Origin of the sequence: Streptomyces sp. NPDC019890 (assembly GCF_044903445.1) — a bacterium.
Taxonomy (GTDB): Bacteria; Actinomycetota; Actinomycetes; order Streptomycetales; family Streptomycetaceae; genus Streptomyces.
Genome location: NZ_JBJDQK010000010.1, coordinates 17,717 through 40,278, shown reverse-complemented (window position 1 = coordinate 40,278; position 22,562 = coordinate 17,717). Strand labels below are relative to the sequence as shown.

18 protein-coding genes are annotated in these 22,562 nt (G+C 70.7%); 9 read left to right on the top strand and 9 right to left on the bottom strand.

Annotated features, from left to right (window positions below; genetic code table 11):
- Nucleotides 1–40 precede the first annotated feature (40 nt).
- The gene (locus ACI2LP_RS25260) at nt 41–601 is read left to right on the top strand and encodes a hypothetical protein (RefSeq protein ID WP_404726781.1); all 561 of its coding nucleotides are present in this window, start codon (nt 41–43) and stop codon (nt 599–601) included.
- Between the two features lie 132 nt (nt 602–733).
- Here ACI2LP_RS25260 and ACI2LP_RS25255 read toward each other — a convergent pair whose 3' ends face one another.
- Entirely contained in the window at nt 734–1,807 is a 1,074-nt protein-coding gene (locus ACI2LP_RS25255) for an O-antigen ligase family protein (protein WP_404726780.1), read from the bottom strand.
- Nucleotides 1,808–2,002: 195 nt separating this feature from the next.
- On the opposite strand from ACI2LP_RS25255, the gene lnt reads away from it, so the two are divergent.
- The 4 genes from lnt (at nt 2,003) to ACI2LP_RS25235 (ending at nt 7,015) form a co-directional block, all read left to right on the top strand.
- Complete coding sequence (lnt, locus tag ACI2LP_RS25250; protein ID WP_404726779.1) at nt 2,003–3,646, top strand: apolipoprotein N-acyltransferase; 1,644 nt, start codon at nt 2,003–2,005, stop codon at nt 3,644–3,646.
- Nucleotides 3,633–4,115 carry an NUDIX hydrolase gene (locus ACI2LP_RS25245; RefSeq protein ID WP_404726778.1) on the top strand — a complete coding sequence of 161 codons (483 nt, stop codon included), beginning with the start codon at nt 3,633–3,635 and terminating at the stop codon, nt 4,113–4,115. Before lnt ends, ACI2LP_RS25245 begins: the two co-directional genes overlap by 14 nt.
- Before the next feature lie 55 nt (nt 4,116–4,170).
- Nucleotides 4,171–4,986, top strand: a complete 816-nt coding sequence (locus tag ACI2LP_RS25240) for a 3-hydroxybutyrate dehydrogenase (RefSeq protein WP_404726777.1) — start codon at nt 4,171–4,173, stop codon at nt 4,984–4,986.
- A gap of 109 nt (nt 4,987–5,095) precedes the next feature.
- On the top strand, nt 5,096–7,015 hold the full coding sequence (locus ACI2LP_RS25235) for a helix-turn-helix domain-containing protein (RefSeq protein WP_404726776.1): 1,920 nt from the start codon (nt 5,096–5,098) through the stop codon (nt 7,013–7,015).
- An 89-nt stretch (nt 7,016–7,104) separates the two neighbouring features.
- Here the strand turns inward: ACI2LP_RS25235 and ACI2LP_RS25230 are convergent, their stop codons facing one another.
- Together ACI2LP_RS25230 and ACI2LP_RS25225 are read right to left on the bottom strand one after the other, a co-directional pair.
- Nucleotides 7,105–8,499 carry an MFS transporter gene (locus ACI2LP_RS25230; RefSeq protein WP_404726775.1) on the bottom strand — a complete coding sequence of 465 codons (1,395 nt, stop codon included), beginning with the start codon at nt 8,497–8,499 and terminating at the stop codon, nt 7,105–7,107.
- Between the two features lie 202 nt (nt 8,500–8,701).
- Nucleotides 8,702–10,801, bottom strand: a complete 2,100-nt coding sequence (locus tag ACI2LP_RS25225; protein ID WP_404726774.1) for a SpoIIE family protein phosphatase — start codon at nt 10,799–10,801, stop codon at nt 8,702–8,704.
- A gap of 279 nt (nt 10,802–11,080) precedes the next feature.
- On the opposite strand from ACI2LP_RS25225, the gene ACI2LP_RS25220 reads away from it, so the two are divergent.
- From ACI2LP_RS25220 to ACI2LP_RS25205, 4 genes are all read left to right on the top strand, one after another.
- A complete protein-coding gene (locus ACI2LP_RS25220; RefSeq protein WP_404726773.1) occupies nt 11,081–13,765 on the top strand; it encodes a LuxR C-terminal-related transcriptional regulator in 2,685 nt (894 codons plus the stop codon).
- Between the two features lie 235 nt (nt 13,766–14,000).
- Entirely contained in the window at nt 14,001–14,504 is a 504-nt protein-coding gene (locus tag ACI2LP_RS25215) for a hypothetical protein (protein WP_404726772.1), read from the top strand.
- A 127-nt stretch (nt 14,505–14,631) separates the two neighbouring features.
- Nucleotides 14,632–14,829, top strand: a complete 198-nt coding sequence (locus ACI2LP_RS25210) for a hypothetical protein (protein ID WP_404726771.1) — start codon at nt 14,632–14,634, stop codon at nt 14,827–14,829.
- Between the two features lie 166 nt (nt 14,830–14,995).
- The gene (locus tag ACI2LP_RS25205; protein WP_404726770.1) at nt 14,996–15,658 is read left to right on the top strand and encodes an HdeD family acid-resistance protein; all 663 of its coding nucleotides are present in this window, start codon (nt 14,996–14,998) and stop codon (nt 15,656–15,658) included.
- Between the two features lie 125 nt (nt 15,659–15,783).
- Here ACI2LP_RS25205 and ACI2LP_RS25200 read toward each other — a convergent pair whose 3' ends face one another.
- The 6 genes from ACI2LP_RS25200 to ACI2LP_RS25175 form a co-directional block, all read right to left on the bottom strand.
- Nucleotides 15,784–17,583 (bottom strand): SulP family inorganic anion transporter, encoded by a 1,800-nt coding sequence (locus tag ACI2LP_RS25200; RefSeq protein WP_404726769.1) that lies wholly within the window; start codon nt 17,581–17,583, stop codon nt 15,784–15,786.
- A 427-nt stretch (nt 17,584–18,010) separates the two neighbouring features.
- Entirely contained in the window at nt 18,011–18,871 is an 861-nt protein-coding gene (gene pstB / locus ACI2LP_RS25195; protein ID WP_404726768.1) for a phosphate ABC transporter ATP-binding protein PstB, read from the bottom strand.
- A gap of 5 nt (nt 18,872–18,876) precedes the next feature.
- A complete protein-coding gene (gene pstA, locus ACI2LP_RS25190; RefSeq protein WP_404726767.1) occupies nt 18,877–19,785 on the bottom strand; it encodes a phosphate ABC transporter permease PstA in 909 nt (302 codons plus the stop codon).
- Entirely contained in the window at nt 19,782–20,723 is a 942-nt protein-coding gene (pstC, locus tag ACI2LP_RS25185; RefSeq protein ID WP_404726766.1) for a phosphate ABC transporter permease subunit PstC, read from the bottom strand. The genes pstA and pstC overlap by 4 nt, the downstream gene beginning before the upstream one ends.
- The gene (locus ACI2LP_RS25180; RefSeq protein WP_404726765.1) at nt 20,720–21,697 is read right to left on the bottom strand and encodes a PstS family phosphate ABC transporter substrate-binding protein; all 978 of its coding nucleotides are present in this window, start codon (nt 21,695–21,697) and stop codon (nt 20,720–20,722) included. The genes pstC and ACI2LP_RS25180 overlap by 4 nt, the downstream gene beginning before the upstream one ends.
- 241 nt (nt 21,698–21,938) lie before the next feature.
- A complete protein-coding gene (locus ACI2LP_RS25175) occupies nt 21,939–22,313 on the bottom strand; it encodes an ArsR/SmtB family transcription factor (RefSeq protein ID WP_404726764.1) in 375 nt (124 codons plus the stop codon).
- Between the last annotated feature and the right edge of the window lie 249 nt (nt 22,314–22,562).

Genomic DNA, 22,562 nt, shown 5'->3' with positions numbered 1-22,562 from the left:
GGGCATGCCACGCGGTCACCGTTTGAGTACTCTGCTAGGCATGATGGACCACTCCCGCGACCCGGGGCACATGGCAGAGCCTCTGCCCGCCATCTGGACAGGCCGTGCGACAAACCGCATTCAGTGGTTGCTCGCCGCGGCGGGCGCTGCGTGCATCGCGCTCGCCGTCGAACTGGCCGTCGACTCCACATGGGGCTCGGGCACCGCCCCGGTGCTGATGTCAGTGATCGGTCTCATCGCGGTGGGCCTGATGATGCTGTACGGGACCCTCGCCTTCGTCCATGTGTCGGTCAAGGTCGACAGCGACTGCGTCGAGGTGCGCTGCGGCCACATCGGCCTGCCGCGGCGGCGGATCCCGCTGTCCCATGTGGTGGATGCGGAGTTCGCACCCAAGGTGACCCCCTGCCAGTGGGGCGGCTGGGGCTATCGCTGGCGCCCGGAGCAGGGCACGGCCGTGGTGGTACGCCGCGGTGAGGGCGTGGTCGTCACGCTGGGCGACGGCAGGATCTTCACGGTGACGGTGGACGACGCGGAGGCGGCGGTGAAGGCGATCCGGGCCCGCCTGGGCCTGACGGGAGCCGGCAGGCCGGCGAAGGCGTAGGCGACGGTCAGCCCCGGGGTCGTAGCCGGCGCTCGACTGCGGCGTCACTTCGTGGGGGTGTGGCCAGGTTGTCGGGAGGCGAGTGGTTTGCCCTGACCGCCACGGATCGCGGCGCTGCCACTCGTACAACCGTTACAGCGCGCGACTGTCCACCTGGTGGGTCATGTGCCGGGAAGCTTCCGCCGCTCCCTCGCCCGCCACGCGCGCCGTTGCGAGACCCGCCAGCAGCCCCGCGCCCGCCGTCACGGGCGCGAAGCTCAGCGCGTTGCCCACGCTCGCCAGGACCGCCAGCGCCGCCAGTGCCGCGCCCGCGCTCAGGACCACCGGCGTGGAGCGCGGCGAGCGCAGCAGGCCGTAGAGCATCCAGCCGAACGCCGCCGCCAGCAGTGCCACCCCCACGACACCCTGCTCGGCCGCCTGCTGCAGCGAGGCCGAGTGCGGTTTGCCGTCCGAGCCCAGGGACTGCTGCGCCGTGGCGCTCAGCTTGCCGAAGCGATCGGGACCCACGCCCCGTACCGGTTCCTCCTTGGCGAGAGCGACCGCGTCCTGCCACAGCGCCACCCGGTTCTGCGTCAACTGGCCCTCCAGCGAGACCGTGAGCCCGGTCGGCAGGGCGTCCTCGGCGATCCCCCACGACACGGCCACGACCAGACCGGTGGCGAGGGCCAGGCCGCTGAGCGCGAGGGTCCGCCGGCGCATCCGTACCGCCGCGAGCGAGCAGAGAAGCACGCCGAGCGCGGCCGCGAACCCCACCACCGATCCGAGCGCCAGCGCGGTGCACGCGACGGCCGGCGCAAGCAGACGCAGGCACAGACGCAGGGCGGGCGGACGAGCGGCCGAGGCGGCGCAGCAGGCCGCGCCCGCGGCGAGGACCAACAGCGCGGCTCCCGCACCCGTGTGCCCGGGCTGGGTGGCCGCGCCCACGTTCCCACCGGGCACGCCCTGCCGAGAAGCGATCGCCAGACCGAGCGCGGCGAGCGCCGTGGCCGACGCCGCGGCGACCGGCAGCAGCGTGCCGCAGATACGGCCGCAGGCGTACCCCGCGGCCACGGCGAACACCGCGAGCAGCACACCCTCGGGCCTGGCTTCCCGCCCCGCGGCGCTGATCAGCGACCACACGGCGCACCCGCTGAGGACGACGACGCCGGCAACGTCGGTCGCTCTGCCGCGCTCCTGTGCCGCGGACCGGCCGTCCGGTGCAGCCATCCCGTCGACCCCCCGACCTGTGACGGGCCCTGCCGCAACAGCCGAACCGGGTCGGGAGGCAGGGACTGGCGCACACGGTAACGGCAGAGACGGGTGTTTGTGGATGGGTTGCGCAGGAACGTTGCCTCACCTATCACCGGAGGCGGGGCCGACCGGACTGCCGCGGGCACAGCATGCCGCCGTAGACTCCGGCGGGTGAGCACCACCATGACCTCCGCCGACACCACACAGGCCGCCCCCGCCGCAGGCCGATCTCTGCTGCGCCGGCTCGTACGGCCGGGTGCCGCCGCGCTGTCCGGTGTGCTGCTCTTTCTGAGCTTCCCGCCGCGGCCCCTGTGGTGGCTGGTGCCGTTCGCTTTCGCACTGCTGGGCTGGACGCTGTACGGACGGCGGCTGCGGCCCGCGCTCGGTCTCGGCTTTCTCACCGGTCTCGGGTTTCTGCTGCCGCTGCTCGTCTGGACCGGCGAGGAGGTCGGCCCGATTCCGTGGATCGCGCTGGCCGCTGCGGAAGCGTTCTTCGTCGCGCTCGCCTGCATGGGCATCGCCGCGGTGACCCGGCTGCCCGGGTGGCCGGTATGGGCTGCCGCGGTCTGGATCCTGGGCGAGGCGGCCCGCGCGCGGGTGCCGTTCGGCGGCTTCCCCTGGGGCAAGATCGCCTTCGGCCAGGCGGACGGCTTCTTCCTGCCGCTCGCGGCACTCGGCGGGACGCCGCTGCTCGGTTTCGCGGTCGTGCTGTGCGGCTTCGGGCTGTACGAGACGGCCCGGCGTGTCCGCAGGTACCGGCGCACCGGTGAGCTGCCGCGCCGCGCCGCGGCCGCTGCGCTCCTGACCGTGCTCGTTCCGGTCACCGCGGCGCTCGCCGCCCTGCCGCTCGTCGACGACTCCGCCGAGGACGGCACCGCGACGGTCGCCGCGATCCAGGGCAATGTGCCGCGCCTGGGGCTCGACTTCAACGACCAGCGCCGCGCGGTCCTCGACAACCACGCCCGTCGCACCCTGCAGCTCGCCGCGGACGTGAAGGCGGGCAAGGTGGCCAAGCCGGACTTCGTGCTGTGGCCGGAGAACTCCTCGGACCTCGACCCGTACCGCAATCCCGACGCGCGGATCGTCATCAACGACGCGGTGAAGGCGATCGGCGTGCCGACCGTCGTCGGCGCTGTGGTCACCCCCGAAACCGGCAAGCTCCGCAACACGCTGATCGAGTGGGACCCGGCCCGCGGGCCGGTGGACACGTACGACAAGCGTCATGTGCAGCCGTTCGGCGAGTACATCCCCATGCGGCCCTTCGTACGGCTCTTCAGCTCGGACGTCGACCGGGTACGACGCGACTTCGGCCCCGGCCACAGGGTCGGTGTCTTCGACCTGGCGGGCACCAAGGTCGGCATGGTCACCTGCTTCGAGGCGGCCTTCGACGACGCGGCGCGGGCCACGGTCACGCACGGCGCCCAGCTGATCTCCGTACCGAGCAACAACGCCACGTTCGGGCGCACCGAGATGACGTATCAGCAGCTGGCGATGTCGCGGGTGCGGGCCGTCGAGCACGGGCGTTCCGTGGTCGTCCCTGTCACCAGCGGCGTCAGTGCGGTGATCATGCCGGACGGGAAGATCGTCCAGCGGACCAGGATGTTCACGCCCGACGCGCTGGTCGCGAAGGTGCCGCTGCGCTCCTCGCTCACTCCGGCGACCCGGATGGGGACCTGGCCGGAGCGGGCCCTGGTGCTGGTGGCGCTGGGCGGTCTGGGCTGGGTCCTGGTCCCGGCGGTCCGGGCGCGGCGGGCACGGAAGGCGGCGCAGGGCACGGCGGACGCCGGTCAGGGTCGAGCGCATGCCAACCCCTGACTTCATCCGCGAGCTCCGGGCCAGCGCCGGTCATCAACTGCTCCTGCTGCCGGGCGTCAGCGCGGTCGTCTTCGACGACAAGGGCCGGGTGCTGCTGGGGAGACGCGCCGACACCGGCAAGTGGTCCATCATCGGCGGGATTCCCGAGCCGGGGGAGCAGCCGGCGGTCGCCGCGGTGCGCGAGGTGTACGAGGAGACCGCGGTGCGCTGTGTCGCGGACCGGGTCGTGCTCGTTCAGGCGCTGCGCAAGCCGGTCACGTATCCCAACGGCGACACCTGCCAGTACATGGACATCACCTTCCGCTGCCGTGCCGTGGGCGGAGAGGCGCGGGTCAACGACGAGGAGTCGCTGGAGGTGGGCTGGTTCGCCGCCGACGCGCTGCCGGAGCTCAAGGAGTTCGCCCTGTTCCGGATCAAGCAGGCCCTCACTGAGGGACCGGCATGGTTCCACCCCACCATTGAGCAGTGAAGTGTGGGTGGTGACCACATCGGTTGGGGGATGATCACTGCCTAGGGTGCGAAGCATGACCGTGCCCACCACATCAGGTCCCGCACCCCATCACCACTCCCGTACGGTCGACCTCGACCTCGGCGGCCGTACGGCACTCGTCACCGGCGCGGCGGGCGGCATCGGCCGCGCCTGTGCGCTGCGGCTCGCGGCCGCCGGGGCGAAGGTCAGGGCCGTCGACCGGGACGCCGAAGGTCTCGACGCCCTCGCCGCGCACACCGCGCAACTGGCCGGCGCGGTCGAACCGCAGGTCCTGGACCTCGCCGATCTCGATGCGGCGGAGGCCGCAGCCGCCGGCGCGGACATTCTGGTCAACAACGCCGGACTGCAACTGGTACGGCCCATCGAGGAGTTCCCGCCGGACGTCTTCCACACGGTGCTCACCGTGATGCTGGAAGCACCGTTCCGGCTGATCAGGGGAGCGCTGCCGCACATGTACGCGCAGGGGTGGGGGCGTATCGTCAACATCTCCTCCGTGCATGGGCTGCGCGCCTCTGCCTTCAAGTCCGCCTATGTGTCCGCCAAACATGGCCTTGAGGGGCTCTCCAAAACCGCGGCCCTGGAGGGCGCACCCCACGGGGTGACGTCGGTCTGCGTCAATCCCGGGTATGTGCGCACCCCACTGGTCGAGAAGCAGATCGCCGATCAGGCGGCGGCCCATTCGGTGGCCGAGGAGCGCGTACTGGCGGACGTGCTGCTCAAGGACTCCGCGATCAAGCGGCTGATCGAGCCCGAGGAGGTCGCCGAAGCGGTGGTGTATCTGTGTACCCCGCAGGCATCGTTCATCACCGGCACTTCGCTCACCCTCGACGGCGGCTGGACGGCCCACTGACGTTCCCGCCGTCCCACGGCCGCCGACAGCGGGTGACGCCGTTGTCCACAATGGCTTCGTCGTCCACAGGTCTGGTGCGACCACCCGTACGGCAGGTAATCCTGTGTCCATGTCCCACGATCAAGCCTCCTACCTGGAGCTCCTCGCACGCGGTGCCGCCGCTGAGGCGTACGACCGGCCGGTGCTGCTCGCCCGTGCGAGCGGCGCCGGACCGGACGAACTCGCCGACCTCGAGCAGGCCAAGCAGCTCGCGCTGCGGGTCCGCGCCGAGCTGGAGGGACGGCGCCGGCGTGAGGCCGAGCTGTCCGCGCTGTTCGAGACCGCACACGACCTGGCGGGCCTGCGGGATCTCGACGCCGTGCTGCGGGCGATCGTGCAGCGAGCCCGCTCGCTGCTCGGCACCGAGGTCGCGTATCTGAGCCTGAACGACCCGTCGGCGGGTGACACCTATATGCGCGTCACCGAAGGATCGGTGTCGGCGCGCTTCCAGCAGCTGCGGCTCGGCATGGGCGAGGGGCTCGGCGGGCTCGTCGCCCAGACCGCCCGGCCCTATGTCACCGACAGCTATTTCGACGACGCCCGCTTCGAGCACACCAGGGCGATCGACACGGCAGTGAAGGACGAGGGTCTGGTCGCGATCCTCGGAGTGCCGCTGATGCTCGGCAGTCAGGTGATTGGCGTGCTCTTCGCCGCGGACCGCCGGGCGAGAGTCTTCGAACGCGAACAGGTCGCGCTGCTGGGCTCCTTCGCCGCCCATGCCGCCGTCGCCATCGACACGGCGAACCTGCTGGCGGAGACCCGTTCGGCACTCGCCGAGCTGGAGCGGGCCAACGAGATCATCCGCGACCACAGCGGCGTCATCGAGCGGGCCTCGGAGGTCCACGACCGGCTGACCGGGGTGGTCCTGCGCGGCGGCGGCGTCCATGATGTGGCCGCTGCGCTCTCCGAAGTCCTGGACGGGACGGTCGAGTTCACGGACGAGGACCTGGACGCGACCGGCGCAGACGGCCGTGCGGTGCGCCACGGGGACGACTGGGTGGCGGCGGTGTCGGCAGGTGGTGAACTGCTGGGTGCCCTGGTGCTCCGCGGCCATCGTGACCTCGACCCCGTCGACCAGCGCACCCTGGAGCGGGCCGCCATGGTCACCTCGCTGCTGCTGCTCGCCCGGCGCTCGGCCCACGACGCCGAACAGCGCGTGCGAGGCGAGTTGTTGGACGACCTCCTCGACGCCGCGGACCGGGACCCCCGGCTGCTGCGCGAACGGGCGGCGCGGCTCCATGCCGATCTCGACGTCCCGCATGTGGTGCTGGCGGCCCGGACCGACGCCCCCGGCACGGACCTGGCGGGTCGGGGTACCGCCGACCGGCAGGGCGCAGGCCAGCGGGCCGCGGACCGGCAGACCGTGGACCGTCAGCGCCTGTGGTCCGCCGCCTCGCACCTGGCCGCGACCCGCTCGGGCCTTGCGGCGGCCCGCGACGGCGGCGCCGTGCTGCTGCTGCCGCTCGGCCCCGACGACAGCGCGTCCGACCTCGCACGCCAGACCGCGAAACAACTGGGGGGCACGCTCAGGGAGTTGGTCACCGTGGGCGCCTCCTCCCCGGTCGCCGCGCCCGCCGGTGATCCGAGCCCGATAGCGGGTGCGTACGCACAGGCGCGCCGCTGCCTCGACGCCCTGCGCCTACTCGGCCGGGCGGGGCAGGGAGCTGCGGCACAGGATCTGGGCTTCCTCGGCCTGCTGCTGGCCGACCCCGGCGACATCGACGGTTTCGTACAGCGCACGATGGGCGACGTTGTCGAGTACGACCGGCGGCGCGGCACCGACCTCGTCGGCACGCTCGACGCGTACTTCGCGAGCGGCATGAGCCCCGCCCGTACGAAGGACGATCTGCACGTCCATGTGAACACGGTGGCCCAGCGCCTGGAACGAATAGGCCGCCTGCTCGGCCCCGACTGGCAGTCGCCGGCGCGGGCGCTCGAGATCCAACTGGCGCTGCGGCTGCTCGCGATGTCTTCGGCCGTCTCCCGCTGACGCACCACCGCGCGGACCCTCTTCGGGAGGTCCGCGCGGCAGGACGCGAGTTCCGCTCTGCGCTGCCCGTCGGCAGTCCGCGTTGCCCCTCAGGCAGTCCGCACATCCGCAGTGCGCGCGGCAGACGCGTCGTCCACCGGCTCCGCCTCGACTGCGGCGAGATCCCGGTGCCGGGTCTCCCGGGCGCAGCCGATGGCCACAACGGTGAGCAGAGCTGCGGCGATGACGTACAGGGCGATCGGGGTCGACGAGTCGTAGTCGGCGAGCAGAGCCGTAGCGATCAACGGCGCGGGGGCCCCTGCCGCGACCGAGGAGAACTGCGCGCCGATGGAGGCCCCGGAGTACCGCATGCGCGTCGCGAACATCTCGGAGAAGAACGCGGCCTGCGGCGCGTACATCGCCCCGTGCAGCACAAGCCCCACCGTGACAGCGAGCAGCAGACTGCCGAAGCTGCCGGTGTCGATGAGCGCGAAGAAGGGGAACATCCAGGCGCCGACGCCGATCGCGCCGATGAGATACACGGGCCTGCGCCCGATCCGGTCCGACAGCGCGCCCCAGGCCGGGATCACGGCGAAGTGCACGGCCGAGGCGATGAGTACCGCATTGAGCGCGGTCTGCTTGCTCATCTGAACCGCGGTCGTTGCGTACACAAGGATGAAGGCGGTGATGACGTAGTAGCTGATGTTTTCCGCCATCCGCGCGCCCATCGCCACCAGGACATCGCGCCAGTGGTGACGCATCACGGCGACGAGCGGCGTCTTTTCGACCTGCTGGCCGGCGGCGGCCTTGCGCGCCTCGGCCTGCGCCAGCGCTGCCTTGAAGACCGGCGACTCATCGACAGAGAGACGAATCCACAAGCCGACGACGACCAGCACACCGGAGAGCAGGAACGGTATGCGCCAGCCCCATGAGGTGAAGGCGGCATCCGACAGCAACGCCGTCAGCACGGAGAGCACCCCGGTGGCAAGCAACTGCCCTGCGGGCGCCCCGGTCTGGGGCCACGAGGCCCAGAACCCGCGCCGCTTCGCATCCCCGTGCTCCGACACAAGCAGCACGGCCCCGCCCCACTCACCACCGAGCGCGAAGCCCTGCACCAGCCGCAGAACGGTGAGCAGCACGGGTGCGGCGGACCCGACGGTGGCATGTGTCGGCAACAGCCCGATCGCGAAGGTCGCCCCGCCCATCAGCAGCAGACTGAGCACCAGCAGCTTCTTGCGGCCGAGCCGGTCGCCGTAGTGCCCGAAGACGAGAGCCCCAAGAGGCCGCGCGGCGAACCCGACGGCGTAGGTGAGGAACGAGAGGAGAGTTCCGACGAGCGGGTCGGAGCCGGGGAAGAACAGCTTGTTGAAGACCAGCGCGGCGGCCGATCCGTAGAGGAAGAAGTCGTACCACTCGATGGTGGTCCCGATGAGGCTCGCGGCGACGATGCGGCGGAGATTCCCGGGCTTGGCGGGCGTCGGGGGATCGGATGCTGCGGAGGCCATGTGCACCACTTCCAGTGTTCGGTGGGGACGTGTACGTGTCGGCACACGGTAGGAAGACGCAGGTCAGGCGCACATGTGGTGGGACAACATAGTTCCGGGGCGGGGTGTAAGCGTGGCCTCCATGCCAGCGTTCGGGGCCCGAACTGGGCTTGATCTGTGGCGGTGTTGCCGGCTCGGCGCATGTCGGGCCCGGAGCGATGAGTCAGAGCGAGCCGTCGGGCCCGGTGACACGGGACAGCGCCTGCTCGGTCCAGATCGTCTTGCCCGGAGCCGTGTAACGGGTGCCCCACGTCTGGGCCAGCTGCGCGCTGATGAACAGACCACGTCCGCCCTCGTCGACCGTGCCCGCGTGGCGCAGGTGCGGTGTGGCCGAGCCGGCGTCCCGCACTTCGCAGGTCAGGGTGCGGTCGTGGATCAGGCGGAGCTCGAGCGGTGGGCTTCCGTATCTGATGGCGTTGGTGACGAGTTCGCTGACGATGAGCTGGGTGTTGAAGATGGTCTCATCGTCCACGCCCCACGCGGCGAGCTGCTCGCGGGTACGGCGTCGGGCGACGGACACGGCCGCGGGGTCGGAGGCGAGCTGCCACGCCGCGAACCGGTCAGGGGGAAAGAACCGGGTGCGCGCGACGATCACCGCGGCATCGCCGGCGCCCAGATCTGCCGGGAGTGCGTAGACGAGGGCGTCGCACAGGTCCTGGAGTGGGCGGTCGCGGAAGTCCGGCGCCGACGGCAACGGTCCTGAGGATTCGGCGAGATACGCGGTGAGGAGCGGATCACTGGTGAACACCAGGACGCTGCCGTCCGGCACCTCGATGTCGACCGCCGCGAAGGGTGCGCCCTCCGTCATGCCCAGCCGCGGCCCGGCCGCTGTGGCGGGGACGGTGACAGTGCGGTCGGGGCGCACGACGAGGGGAGCCAGTTGGCCGGCTGCTGCCATCGTGCACGTGCCGGTCAAGGGGTCGTGTACCGCGTACACGCAGTCGGCGGTGAGCGCTGCGCGGCGCAGCGGATCGCCGAGCGGGAGATGCGCCCGTTCGGCGGCGAGCTGGCCCGCCGTGTGGTGCAGGCGGGCCAGGAGCTCCTCGGGGGCGAGGTCGAACGCGGACAGGGAGCGCACGGCGGTGCGCAGTTGTCCCATGCTCGCCGCCGCGTTCAGACCGCGTCCCGACACCTTGCCGACGACGAGGGCGGTGCGGGCGCTGGACAGGGCGATGGTGTCGTACCAGGCGCCGGGATCGGCGCCGGTGACAGAGAGGTAGGCGGTCTCCAGCGACGCGTGGGTCTCCGGGCGGCGGGGCAGCAGTTGGCGCTGGACCGTGGCGGCGACCGTGTGCTCCCGCGTGTAGCGCCGCGCGTTGTCGATGCACAGCGCCGTGTGTGTGGCCAGCTCGACCGAGAGCTCCCGGTCACCTTCGTCGAAGGGAGGCGAGTTTCCGGTGCGGTACAGACTGACGACGCCGAGGGCCGCGTCGCGCAGCGCCAGGGGAACCACGAGGAGGGAATGGGCCCCCGACGAGCGGATCGCCTCCGCACCCGGGGAATCGGCGGACAGCCACGGGGCGACCGGATGCAGCGGGACCACGCGCGGACGCAGGTCGGCCAGGGCCTGGGTGAAAGGGGTCGGAGCCGACAGGCGGCGGACGTCGTCCACCGGAAGCGCCTGCGGCGGCCGCGTGGGGCCGCCGCGGAACGCGGTGCGCATCATGGGCGTGCCCGTGGGCATCGGGGCCGACGGCGGGTCGTCGCCGCGGATCACGGCGTCCACCACCTCCACGATCGCGATATCGGCGAACGCGGGAACCACGGTCGCGACGAGTTCCTCGCCGGTCACGACCGGATCCAGGGTGCGTCCCACGTGCCGGCGCACGGCGTCGAGCACCCTTGTGCGGGCACGGGCTCGCTCCCGTTCGGTGACGTCGATCGAGGTGACCGCCACTCCGAGCACCGACCCGCGCGGGCTCTGCAGGCGCAGCGCGCTGATCTCGAATTGCCGTTCCTGCGGCGGGTCCCCCCTGACACGCGTCCGGACGATGTGCCGCAGCAGGGGGACACCGGTGTCCAGCACCTCGCGCAGGAGCACCTCCATGTCGCCGGCCTCGACGATGCCGTAGGCGTCGCGGACCGGGCGCCCTTTCAGCTCGTCCAAGGGCACGCCGCGCATGGCGGGGGTGGCGGTGTTGACCCGCACCACCCGCAGATCGGCGTCCAGCAGGTGGAGCCCGATCGGTGACTGCGTGAACAGCGCCTCCAGCATCGAGGCCGCCGTCTCGTCCACTCGTCGGCCGGGATCGCTGTGCGCCACAGGGACCACCTCCGAGCTCCGTCCTGCGCTTGCTCCGGCGCACGGCTGCCTCGTATCCGGCCTGCTTCCAGCGTGCTCCGCGGTCGGCGCGACCGCACCCGGCCGAGCGCCGGGACACGCCTGCGAGACGTGCGCGACCCATTCTCCGGCGCTGCGCGCCCGGGAAGTCACCCGTGGCGGGGGAGCCCGGCGGCGCCCGGTGTGGAGAGCTGCGCATATGCCCAGGAATACTGGGATGCTGAGGGGAGGGCTGCCCGACGAACAGTGGTGGTGAGCGCCATGCCTGGGTTGGCGGAGAACGGTCCGGAACCGACCACCCCGCGCGCTGATCCCCACGGAGACCCGTTTCTGCCCACGCGGTTCGCCGTACCGACGCGCCCCGCGACGTTCCTGCGGCGGGAGCGGTTGGCCAAGCACCTCGACCAGGCTCTTCTGACGCCGTTGACCATGGTCAACGGAGCCGCGGGTGCGGGCAAGACCCTGCTGGTCGCCGACTGGGCCGCGGGGCGGTCCGTCGTCTGGCTCACCACCGAAGCGGCGGACCAGGGGTGCGGAATGTTCTGGGCGTACCTGCTCCAGGCCCTGCGCGCCTCCGGTGTGCCGCTGCCCGCCGAGGTCGGCTTCCCCGCGGACGCAAGCCGCGTGGACCACACGCTGCTGGCGCGACTCGCCGCCGGTCTGAGCGCTCGGGACCGGCCCGTGATCCTGGTGCTCGACGAATACGATCGTGTGACCGACCCGGAGATCGCGGAACAGCTGGAGTTCGTCCTGCACCACGCAGGACGGGGCATGCGCCTGATCCTCGTCACCCGCACCGAACCGCTGTTGCCGCTGCACCGTTACCGGGCGGCCGGCGCCATGACGGAGATCAGGGGCGCGGAGCTGGCCTTCACTCCCGAAGAAGCGGCCGCGCTGCTGGAGCTGCACGGGTTGCGCCTTCCGGTGCACGCTGCGCGCCCGCTCGTGGAGCGCACCCGCGGATGGGCCGCCGGACTACGGCTGTGCGCCCTGGCCGCGCAGGAGAGCCCGGATCCGGAGACGTATCTGAAGGAGTTCGAGGCCGACCGAACCACAGTCGCCGACTTCCTGCTGGCGGAGGTGCTCAAGCAGCAGACTCCCCAGACGCAGGACCTCCTGCTGCGGGTCAGCGTTCTCGAGCGCTTCTGTCCCGAGCTGGCGAACGCGCTGACGGAGCGCTCCGATGCCGAGTCCATCCTGGCCCGGCTGCACCGCGAGAACGCGTTCGTCGAGCACCTCGGGCACGCCTGGTACCGCCTCCACCCGCTGTTCGGGGAGATCCTCCGTGCTCATCTGCGGGTGCGGTCTCCCGGCCTGGAGCCGGAACTCCACCGGCGGGCCGCGCACTGGCTGCGGCGCTCCGGATCCCTCGCGGAGACGCTCGGCCACGGTGCCGCTGCTGGCGACTGGGAGTTCACCGCCGGCGCCCTCGTCGACGACCTCGCCATTGGTCAGCTCTTCACCGGCCTCCGCTCCGACGACCTGGCCGCGCTGTTCTCACGGATGGGGCCCGCGGGCACGAGCCCCGCCATGGACCTCGTCCGCGCGGCCCGCGAGCTGTCCCGGTGCGACCTCGACCGCGGCCAGACCCACCTGCAGCGCGCCGAGCAGAGCCTGGCGGGGCAGCAGATGCCGACGGGGGACGACGAACCCGGCTCAGCACCGGCCCGGTTGAGCTGTGCCCTGCTGGAAGCCCTGGCGGCCCGGCTGACCGGTTCGCCGGGCAGGGCGGAGACGGCCGCGGAGGCGGGCGAGGAACTCCAGGAGGAGGTGCCCACCCACCTCCTGGACGAGCATCCTGAACTCAACGCCCTCCTGCTGACGCATCTTGGCTCGACGCGGCTGTGGGCCGGGCGCTTCGAGGACGCGCGTGCCGCCCTGACCGCGGTGGCCGGCTGCTCCGGGGGAGCTTCGACGGCGCTCCCGCGCGAGGAGTCCCTGGGCCACCTCGCCCTGATCGACTACCTGAACGGCTGGCTCGGCAGGGCGGAGCGCAAGGCCCTGGCGGCGATGACCGAGACGGAGCGGTTCGGCCTGCCACAGGCGGCCGGCTCCGGCATCGAGCTGCTGGTCCTGGCCGCCGTCGCCGTCGACCGCAACGAACTGGGTCAGGCCCAGGCCCTCCTCGACGCGGCGGCCGACTCGCACTGCGCCATGCGTGACCCGGTGATGGAAGCGGGGCGGGCCATCGCCACCGCGCGTCTGCTGCTGGCCCGCGGAAACACGCAAGCCGCGCTCGCGGCGGCGGAACCGGCCGTCGTCGCCGACGTGGTCTCACCCTGGGCCAAGGGGCACATGGCGCTGGTGGCCTCCGCCGCGCACCTGGCCCAAGGCCGGCCGGAGACCGCCGCCAAGCTGCTGCAAGCGGTGCCCGACGACCAGGTGGCGTGTGCCGTGGAGGCCGCACGGGCCCAACTCGCCGCGGGGAAGCCGGTCGCGGCGATCCACCTGCTCGACAGCTTGCACCCCGAAGGCCGCATCGGCCCCGCGGTGACTGTCCGAGCCTCCCTGGTGAGGGCGCAGGCCGCGGACGGGGCGGGGGACTGGGCCACCTCGCGCAGGCTCGTTGCCCAGGCTCTCCACGAGGCACGGCGCGAGCGGCTGCGGCGCCCCTTCCTCGAAGCCGGACCGTGGATCCGGCCTCTGCTGGGCATGGTGCCACTGCGCGGGCTGGCCGCGGGCTGGCTCACACCCGGTCTGTCGCCACACGGCGGGCCGCCTCGGCCCGACGACCAGCCGCCGGCGCCGGTCGTGGAGGAGCTGAGTGGACGCGAGCGCGATGTGCTGCAACGGCTGGCCCAGATGATGTCGACGGAAGAGATCGCTGCCGATCTGTATGTGTCGGTGAACACGGTCAAGACCCACCTCAAGAGCGTCTACCGGAAGCTGGCCGTGAACCGGCGCCACGACGCGGTGCGCCGCGCGCGCGAGCTGCGGCTGCTGTGACCACGGCCGAGCAGAGGCCGCCCGATGGCGCACCGCCGCGGCCACCGGCGGCCGGTGCCCCTGCGCCCGGCCACCGGCGGCCGGGCAGGGGCCTTCGCGGCTCGCCCGGCTCGCCCGTGGTGGGTGAGGCGCAGGGTGAGTTCTTCGGATGCGATGGGGGTGGCGGCAGGGCGTGTGCCGGCCGCTGCCCGGCGACTCCGCCGGCGTTCCGGGCCGACTCGTCGAGGTGGACACCGTGACGCACTCCCGAGCGCGCACCCTCGAGCGCCGGGCGCATGCCGACTACACCGGTGGCGTCTACGGGTCCATGCTCGCCGCCTCGGTGGTCATCGGCGCCGGCACCCTGGGCTCGTTCCCGCGCCTGGAGCTGGTGTTGCTGCTGTTGCTCACCGGCGTGGTGTTCTGGATCGCGCATGTGCACGCCCAACTGTTCGGCGCGCGCCTGGCTCAGCAGAGCCTGGATCGCCGGATCGTGCTGCACGTGTGCCGCGACGAGTGGCCGATCGTCAAGGCCGCCGTCCCGCCGGCCGCCGCCGTGGCCATCAGCCCTTTGCTGGGCCTCGATGTGCAGGGTGCCTTGTGGCTGGCGCTCGCCGTGGCCGTGGCCGGGCAGGTGGGCTGGTCGGCGGCCGCGGCACGGCGTGCCGGCGCCTCCTGGCGCCTGGCCAGCGTCACCGCCTCGGTGAACCTGCTGCTCGGTCTGCTGATCATCGCGTTCAAGATCTTCCTGACACATTGACAGGGGCCGATCGTGTGCCGGCGGCGGATCACCTCTACGGGGTGAGGCCGGACAGCACCCCGAAGCGGACGATCGCACAGGAAGGGCGCAGTCCGCCTGTCCCGGGCCGCCCGCGGGAGAGCAACTCATGCGCTACGAGATCCGCGTCGACGGACACATGTCGGAGACGTTGACCAAGGCCTTCCCGGAGCTGGACCACGTGGTGATGTCCGGTCAGACCGTCCTGTTCGGCTGCGTCCTCGACGAGGCGCACCTGTACGGGCTGCTGGCCCGCTGCCAGTCGCTGGGACTACGGGTCCTGGAGATGCGCCAGCTGCCGGAGTGACGCGTCCGTACGACGAGCGATGCCACGAGCGGCGCTTCGCGCACGGATCACCCGCCGGGGGTGACCCGGTGGCCGACGGGGGGTGGGACGCTGGCCCGGTGAGATCCCCGCACACCGCCCCCTCGGCGGTCCGGGACCGACCCGCTCGATCGCGCGAGGAGGAGCCATGACCGTGCCGCGTGGTCCAGCACCGCGTACCGGACCGGAACACATGCCCGACGGGGCTGCCCCTGGACCGGCGGGCGACCCCGCCGAAGTGCTGGCGGAACTGGGGCGCTCATGGACGTGGATGCTGGGGTCGGCGGTCGCCACGCTCGTACCGGGCGTTTTGGTACTGGTCTGGCCGGACGAGACCCTGCATGTCCTGGCGGTCCTCATCGGCCTGTACCTGCTCGTGACCGGGGCGTTCCGGTTCGTTGCGGCCTTCACCCGGGAAGAGCACGGCGAACGGCTGCCCGGGCTGCTCCTCTCGGTGCTGTGCATCCTGGCCGGGGTGCTGTGTCTGAGGAACCCGCTGCAGACCATCGCCGCGCTCTCGCTGATCGTCGGGATCGTCTGGCTGGTGTCCGGCATCCTCACCCTCTACACGGCCATCGCCGCCAAGGACCTGCCCCACCGCGGCTTTGTCCTCGGCGCCGCGGTGATCGGCATCGTCGCGGGGATCGTGGTGCTGGCCCTGCCCACCGAGTCGGCCCGCGCGCTGACCCGGCTGATGGGTCTGTGGCTCGTCCTGCTCGGCCTCGCCGAGGTGGCGGTCGCCTTCGCATGGCGAGCCGCACTCCGCAGGTCACGCACCGAGGGGCCGCGCGGCCCCGCCGGGACCGTCTGAGCCCCGCCCGGACGCGACGGAACGTTCGTGGGCGCCCCCGGACCGGGGATCCCGGATCGCCGTGGCGCCGGGACAGGCAGGTCTGTTCACGGCGCCCGTCCGAGCACTTCGCGCCCGGCAGGACATCACCCTTCGTGGGTGAGCGGGGGAGGATCGACGCCGGTTCCCCGCTCGCCGGTCCGTTCGGCCGAGGCGGCGGCCGTCCACTCCGCTCCGGTACGCAGGCGGAAGGCAGTGACGGCGGCCTCCACGGTGGGGAAGAAGTGGCGCGGGTCGATGGTGCGGGTGAGCCCGTATCGTTCGATCTTGCGCCGGACCGGGTCCTTGAGCTCGGCGAACACCAGATGCACGTGCTCGGCGTTGAGGGCCTCGTCTAGTTCCTCGAGAACGTCGGCGGCGGTGGTGTCCACGTCGGTCATCGGCTCCGCCGCGATCACGATCCAGCTCGGCGGCGGGTCCGTGCGGGCCAGTCGCCGGATCCCGTCGCGGAAGGTCCTGGCGTTGGCGAAGAAAAGCGGGGCGTCGAACCGGTAGATCACCAGGCCGGGCAGCTGCTCGGCCTGCGGGTAGGAGCGGATGTCGTGGTAGCCCTCCAGGCCCTTCACCTGCCCCAGCACGGCGTCGTACGGCCACCAGGCGCGCCGGAAGACGTTGAGGACGGACAGGGCCACGGCGATCGCGATCCCGGGCAGGACGCCGAGCAGGGCCACACCGGCGAATGCAGCGATCGACAGCAGGAACTCCGTCCGGCGCTGCCGCCACAGCCGTACGGTCCCGGGGATGTCGGCCAGCGACAGCGACGCGGTGATGACCACGGCAGCGAGGGCGGGCTGGGGGAGGTTGCGGAACAGGCCCGGGGCCAGCACGAGCATGAGGACGATCAGCGACGCTCCGACGACACCGGTGAGCTGGCTCTTGGCGCCCGCGCGCTCCGCCACCGCCGTACGGGATCCGCTCGTGCTGACCGGGAAGCCCTGGAAGAGCCCCGCCGCCAGGTTGGCGACGCCGACTCCCGTCATCTCCTGATTGCCGCGGACCTCCTGCCCGGTGCGGGCCGCGAAGGCCGACGCGTTGGAGATCGTGTCGGCCAGGGACACAAGGGCGATGCCCAGCGCACCGCCGAACAGCGGCGCGAGGTCGGCGAGCCGGACGTCGGGGATCGTGAGCGGTGGGAAGCCCTCGGGCAGCTTGCCGACCAGGCCGACCCCGTGCTCGCCCAGGTCGAAGACGGCGGTCGCGAGGATCGCCAGCACCACCATCACCAGCACTGCGGGGACTTTCGGGAGCCGGCGCTGCAGCACCAGGATCAGGACGATCCCGCAGCCGCCGACCGCGGCCGCGGCCGGCACCGCCGCCCCGTCGGCCAGTGCCTCCACGAGGCCGACGCATTCCCCGATCAGGCTGTCCGCCTCGACCTTGAAGCCGAGCAGCTTGGGCAGTTGACCGATCAGAATGGTCAGGGCCAGGCCGTTCATGTAGCCGATCATCGTCGGTTTGGAGATCAGATCGGCGATGAAGCCGAGCTTCGCCACCGAGGCAAGGATCATGATGGCCGCCACCATGATCGCGAGCACCGACGCCAGCGCGACCGCCCGGCCGGGATCCCCGTCCGCCGCCACCAGGGGCAGCACGGTGGCGGCGATCATCGGCCCGAGCGAGGAGTCCGGGCCCAGCACCAGGATCCGGGACGGCCCGCACACCGCGTAGCCGAGCAGGCAGAGAATCGTCGTGTACAGGCCGGTGATCGGCGGCAGGCCCGCGAGTTCGGCGTACGCCATGCCCTGCGGCACCAGCAGCGTCGTGAGGACCACTCCGGCGACCAGGTCCTTGACCAGCCACTCGCGCCGGTACGACCTCGCCGCACGGATCCCGGGGACGGCCTGCAGCCGGGACAGAACCCCGTGGGTGTCGTGCTGGGTCGTCATGGACCGTCCTTCCGCCTGGCCCGGCCCGCCTCGGGTCCGCACATCCGGCGGGCCCGCCGGGCGAGCAGCTTGCCGAGCTCACACCACGCCGGCGCCGCGATCGGGGGGCACCAGCGCCCAAGCGAACTGTCGCAGATCCAACTGCCCTCGGGCGCCCGGCGTTCCGGCTCCCGCTTGACCGCGGTCAGTTCACGCCGGGCCTGGCCGCCGACCCGCGGACACCGCGGATCGAGACCGATCAGGATGTGCGCCGGCGCCGCGCCGTCGTTCCTTCGCAGGATCGACCGGGCTCGCCGTCGACTGCTTCACCCTCCACGGGTGACCACCCCCGAGCGTGTGCATCCGCGGGGTAAGGTGCACGCCTTTGAAAGGGTGGGAGAACGACGGCTGGAGTTCATCGATGTGTGCTGTTGGCACTCGGACCTCCTCAGCCGAAGCGGCCTGTGATGTAGTCCTCGGTCCGCTTGTCGGCCGGGTTCTCGAAAATCTTCTCCGTCGTCTCGTACTCGACGAGTCGGCCGTGCCGCACCCCCTTCTCGTCGACATCCGACGTGAAGAAGGCGGTGTAGTCGGAGATACGGGCGGCCTGCTGCATGTTGTGCGTGACGATGACGATCGTGAACTCCGAAGCCAGTCCCGCCATCAGGTCCTCGATCTTGGCGGTGGCGATCGGGTCGAGTGCGGAGCACGGCTCGTCCATCAGGATCACCTCCGGCTTCACCGCGATGGCACGGGCGATGCACAGCCGCTGCTGCTGACCGCCGGACAGCGCCAGCGCGTTCGCCTTCAGCTTGTCCTTGACCTCGTCCCACAACGCCGCCCCGGTCAGCGCCTCCTCGACGAGCTCGTCGAGGCTCCCCTTCATCCCGTTCACCCGCGGCCCGTACGCGACGTTGTCGTAGACCGACTTCGGGAAGGGGTTCGGCTTCTGGAAGACCATGCCGATCCGGCGCCGGACCTCGATCGGGTCGACCTCGGCGTCGTACAGATCCTCGCCGTGGTACGCGACCTTGCCCACCACCCTGGCCCCCGGGATCAGGTCGTTCATCCGGTTCAGGCAGCGGATCACGGTCGACTTGCCGCAGCCGGACGGGCCGATCATCGCGGTGATCTGGCGGCGGCCGATGGTCAGCGTGACATCACGTACCGCCTGGTGGTCGCCGTACCAGACGTCCAGGTCGGAGATGTGGAAGACCGGGTCGTCCAGCGAAGGATCGGGTCGGCCGTTGCGCCCGCCGCCGAGCGCGATGGAGAAGCCGTGGCCCTGAGGGGTGCTGTCCTTTGTCATGGCGGTCACCAGCGCTTGCTGTAGTGGTTGCGAAGCCAGATGGCGGTGGCGTTCATCAGGAGCAGAAGGCCCAGCAGGATCACGATGGCCGCGGCCGCCAGGTGGTGGAACTCCTCGCGGGACTGGCTGATCCAACCGTAGATCTGCACGGGCAGCACGGTGTACGCGCTCTGCAGCCCCTCGGGGTTGAAGGCCACGTACGTGACCGCGCCGAGCATGATCAGGGGTGCGGCCTCGCCGATCGCCCGGGAGAGGGCGAGGATCGAGCCGGTCGCGATGCCGGGGACGGCGGCGGGCAGAACCTGTCGGCGCACGGTCTGCCACCGCGTCGCCCCCAGCGCGAGCGAAGCCTGCCGGATGGACTGCGGTACGGCTCTGATGGCCTCCCGCGACGAGATGATCACCACCGGCAGCACCAGCAGCGACAGGGTGAGCGATGCCGTCAACACTGTTGTTCCGAGAGCGAGTTGGCGGGCGAGCAGGCCCAGTCCCAGGATGCCGTAGATGATCGAGGGGACCGCGGCCAGGTTCTGGATGTTCAGCTCGATCAGCCGGTTGTACCAGCGGTCCGGATCGGCGTACTCCTCCAGATAGATCGCCGCCATGATCCCGGTGGGAAGGCAGAACAGCGCGGTGAAGGCGATCACCCAGATCGTGCCGAAGATCGCCGATCGGGCGCCCGCTTCCTCGGGATGCCGGATGGAGGGGAAGTTGGTCCACAGCCGGGAGTCCAGGCGCGGCCAGGCCTCGACCAGGATGTAGATCATCAGCACCGCGAGGAACACGATGCCAATGGCCAGGCAGCAGAACAGCAGCCAGCGGAAGGCGACCTCGCCTGGGCGGAAGCGCGGACCGGCCAGTCGGCGGCCCGGCATAGGGGCAGGGGGTGCGACCGGGTCGCCCACGACGCTCATTCGTACACCTCGCGGTACTTGCGCACCAGGCGGATGCTGATCAGGTTCATCACAAAGGTCAGCAGGAACAGCAGCGCACCGACGGCGAAGATGGTCTTGTACTCGAAGGACGCCGTCGACACGTCGCCGGACGCTGCGCCGGCGATGAAGGCGGTCATCGTCTGCATCTCGTGCAGCGGGTTGAGGGTGAGATCGGGCTTTGCTCCCGCGGCGATCAGTACGATCATGGTCTCGCCGAGGGCACGTGAGATGCCGAGGACGAACGCGGCGACGATGCCGGACAGCGCGGCAGGCATGACGACCCGTACGGACACGGTGCGCTTGCCGGAGCCCAGGGCGTAGGCGCCGTCACGCAGCGAGTGCGGGACGGCCGACATCGCGTCCTCGGCGAGCGAGGCAATGGTCGGCACGATCATCACGCCCATCACCAGTCCGGCGGACAGGGCGTTCTTGACCTCGGGTGGATCGCCGAACGGCCAGTGGTCCTGCAGCAGTGGGGTGATGAAAGCGAACGCGAAGAAGCCGTACACCACGGTGGGGATGCCGGCCAGGACCTCGAGCATCGGCTTGAAGATGCCCCGGGTACGGCGGTTCGCGTACTCGCTGAGGTAGACGGCCGCACCCAGCCCGATCGGGATCGCCACGAGCAGCGCGATGCCGGTGATCAGTACCGTCGCCGTCAGCAGCGGCAGGACCCCGTACTCGGGGCTGGCGAACAGCGCGGTCCACTTGGTGCCGGAGAGGAACTCCCACACCCCGACCTTCTTGAAGAAGTCGACGGTCGGCGGGATGAGCGCCGCCACGATCCCGACCGTGGTGCCGACGGAGACGAGCGCCGCCATCAGAAGCAGCGCCTTGATGGCCCCTTCGCCGTAGCGTGGGCGGGCCCGCCGCAGGGGGCGTCTCCCTGCGGGGGCCAGTGGGGCGGGCGCGGTCACTTGCCTGACTTCAGCTTCTCGAGGTCGGCCTGGAGCTCCTTCTCCTGCTCGGCATTGAGCGGGATGAACTTGGCATCCTTGGCGATCTTCTCGTTGTTCTCGACGTAATACTCAACGTACCCCTCGACCTCGGGGCGCTCCAGCGCGTTGGCGTTGGGGTAGATGAACAGCGGGCGCGACAGCGGCTTGTACGTGCCGTTCTGCGCGGTCTCCACACCCGGGGCGACGCAGCCGGCTCCGCCGTCGATCTTCAGAGCCTTGAGCTTGTCCTGGTTCTCCTCGTAGTAGGAGAAGCCGAAGTAGCCCAGGCCGCCCTTGGAGCCGGCGACGCCCTGGACGGTGACGTTGTCGTCCTCGGTCGGGCTGTAGTCGGTACGGGACGCGCCTTCCTCACCGTTGATCTCCTTGGTGAAGTAGTCGAAGGTGCCCGAGTCGGTGCCCGCGCCGAACAGCTTCAGCGGCTCGTCCGGGAACGTGGGGTCGACCTGGTTCCAGTTGTTGACCTTGGAATTGGGCTCCCAGATCTTCTTCAGATGGGCGACCGTCAGGCAGTCGACCCAAGAGGCATCCTTGTTCACCACGACGGTCAGCGCGTCATTGGCGACGCTGAACTCTTCGTACTTGATGCCCTTCTTGTCGCAGGCTGCTTTTTCCTCGTCCTTGATGGGGCGGGAGGCGTCGGAGATGTCGGTCTCGCCGTTGCAGAACTTCTCGAAGCCGCCGCCGGTGCCTGAAGTGCCGACAGTTACCTGGACCTTGGGCTGCTCTTCGGCAAAGAACTCGGCGGCGGCAGTGCTCAGCGGCGCGACCGTGCTCGAGCCGTCCACCTTGACCTTGCCCGACAGCTCCTTTGTCCCGCCGGAGCCCGAGCCGGTGGCCGCGTCCCCATTCCCGCAAGCGCTCAGTGTGAGGGCTGCGGCGAAGGCCAGCGCTGCCGGCCCGGCGAACCTTCTGGAACCACTGGCTGAGTTCACTTTTCTCGATCCTCGAAGTCGGGCCGGGGTCGAAGGCCGGCGTCCGAGGGACCTTTGTGGAGGCCCCCTCACACTCTTAAATCGAACTTTTACTATATGAACTCACGGTGCACAGGTCCTGGCGCGGCCGAGAACTATAGCCATGCGTCTATATAGACGGTCACCTTTTTATGTGTTGGGTGCATGCAAGAGGGGCGGAGGCTTGTCGCCTCCGCCCCTCTGGGGTGTCGTGGGTAAACCGTCAGGACGGCGCGCCGACTGGTGACTGCAATATGTCCTGCACCGCTTCCATGCCATCGCGGTCGACCGAGTACCAGACCCGGGTGCCACGCTTCTCGCGCCTGAGCAGTCCTGCCGTGGCCATGGTCTTGAGATGGTGACTTATGGTCGGCTGCCGCAGAGCGAGCCTCTCGGTCAGATTGCAGACGCAGGCCTCGCCGCCGGGCGCGGTCTGGATCAGATGCAGCAGCTGCAGCCGGGTGGGGTCGGCGATCGCTTTGAGCACGCGGGCGATGCGCTCGACCTGGTCCCGCTCCATCAGGGGCGTGGTCAGGGAGGGAGCGCATCCCCCGGTGGGCTCCTCGCCCGATACCGGGCCCGATGCAGAGACGGTCATCAATGCAGCATACGAAGCCGATTAGCCCGAAAGGGTGAGCGAAGGCTTCGCGTGCTACCTGTTCGCTTCGAGTTCACCTTTGCTTGGATGCCCCGCCGATCTGTCCAGAACACAGGTGCGAAATCCATTCTTGCTGGTGTGGGCGGCGCAGGGGCCGCCGCAAGGAGGCTCCGATGCCGGCTGTCCCCTCGGCCCGGGCATCTCGCCGCTGCGCGACCCGAGCGACCTGCCGGCGCGATCTGCCCCGCC

Bases quoted from the DNA above. Each gene is read 5' to 3' on its own strand.
- ACI2LP_RS25210 (WP_404726771.1), top strand. From the start codon at position 14,632: ATGCGCTACGAGATCCGCGTCGACGGACACATGTCGGAGACGTTGACC.
- ACI2LP_RS25200 (WP_404726769.1), bottom strand. From the start codon at position 17,583: ATGACGACCCAGCACGACACCCACGGGGTTCTGTCCCGGCTGCAGGCC.
- ACI2LP_RS25255 (WP_404726780.1), bottom strand. From the start codon at position 1,807: ATGGCTGCACCGGACGGCCGGTCCGCGGCACAGGAGCGCGGCAGAGCG.
- pstB (WP_404726768.1), bottom strand. From the start codon at position 18,871: ATGACAAAGGACAGCACCCCTCAGGGCCACGGCTTCTCCATCGCGCTC.
- ACI2LP_RS25220 (WP_404726773.1), top strand. From the start codon at position 11,081: ATGCCTGGGTTGGCGGAGAACGGTCCGGAACCGACCACCCCGCGCGCT.
- ACI2LP_RS25260 (WP_404726781.1), top strand. From the start codon at position 41: ATGATGGACCACTCCCGCGACCCGGGGCACATGGCAGAGCCTCTGCCC.
- pstA (WP_404726767.1), bottom strand. From the start codon at position 19,785: ATGAGCGTCGTGGGCGACCCGGTCGCACCCCCTGCCCCTATGCCGGGC.
- ACI2LP_RS25205 (WP_404726770.1), top strand. From the start codon at position 14,996: ATGACCGTGCCGCGTGGTCCAGCACCGCGTACCGGACCGGAACACATG.
- ACI2LP_RS25175 (WP_404726764.1), bottom strand. From the start codon at position 22,313: ATGACCGTCTCTGCATCGGGCCCGGTATCGGGCGAGGAGCCCACCGGG.
- ACI2LP_RS25245 (WP_404726778.1), top strand. From the start codon at position 3,633: ATGCCAACCCCTGACTTCATCCGCGAGCTCCGGGCCAGCGCCGGTCAT.
- ACI2LP_RS25230 (WP_404726775.1), bottom strand. From the start codon at position 8,499: ATGGCCTCCGCAGCATCCGATCCCCCGACGCCCGCCAAGCCCGGGAAT.
- ACI2LP_RS25235 (WP_404726776.1), top strand. From the start codon at position 5,096: ATGTCCCACGATCAAGCCTCCTACCTGGAGCTCCTCGCACGCGGTGCC.
- ACI2LP_RS25240 (WP_404726777.1), top strand. From the start codon at position 4,171: ATGACCGTGCCCACCACATCAGGTCCCGCACCCCATCACCACTCCCGT.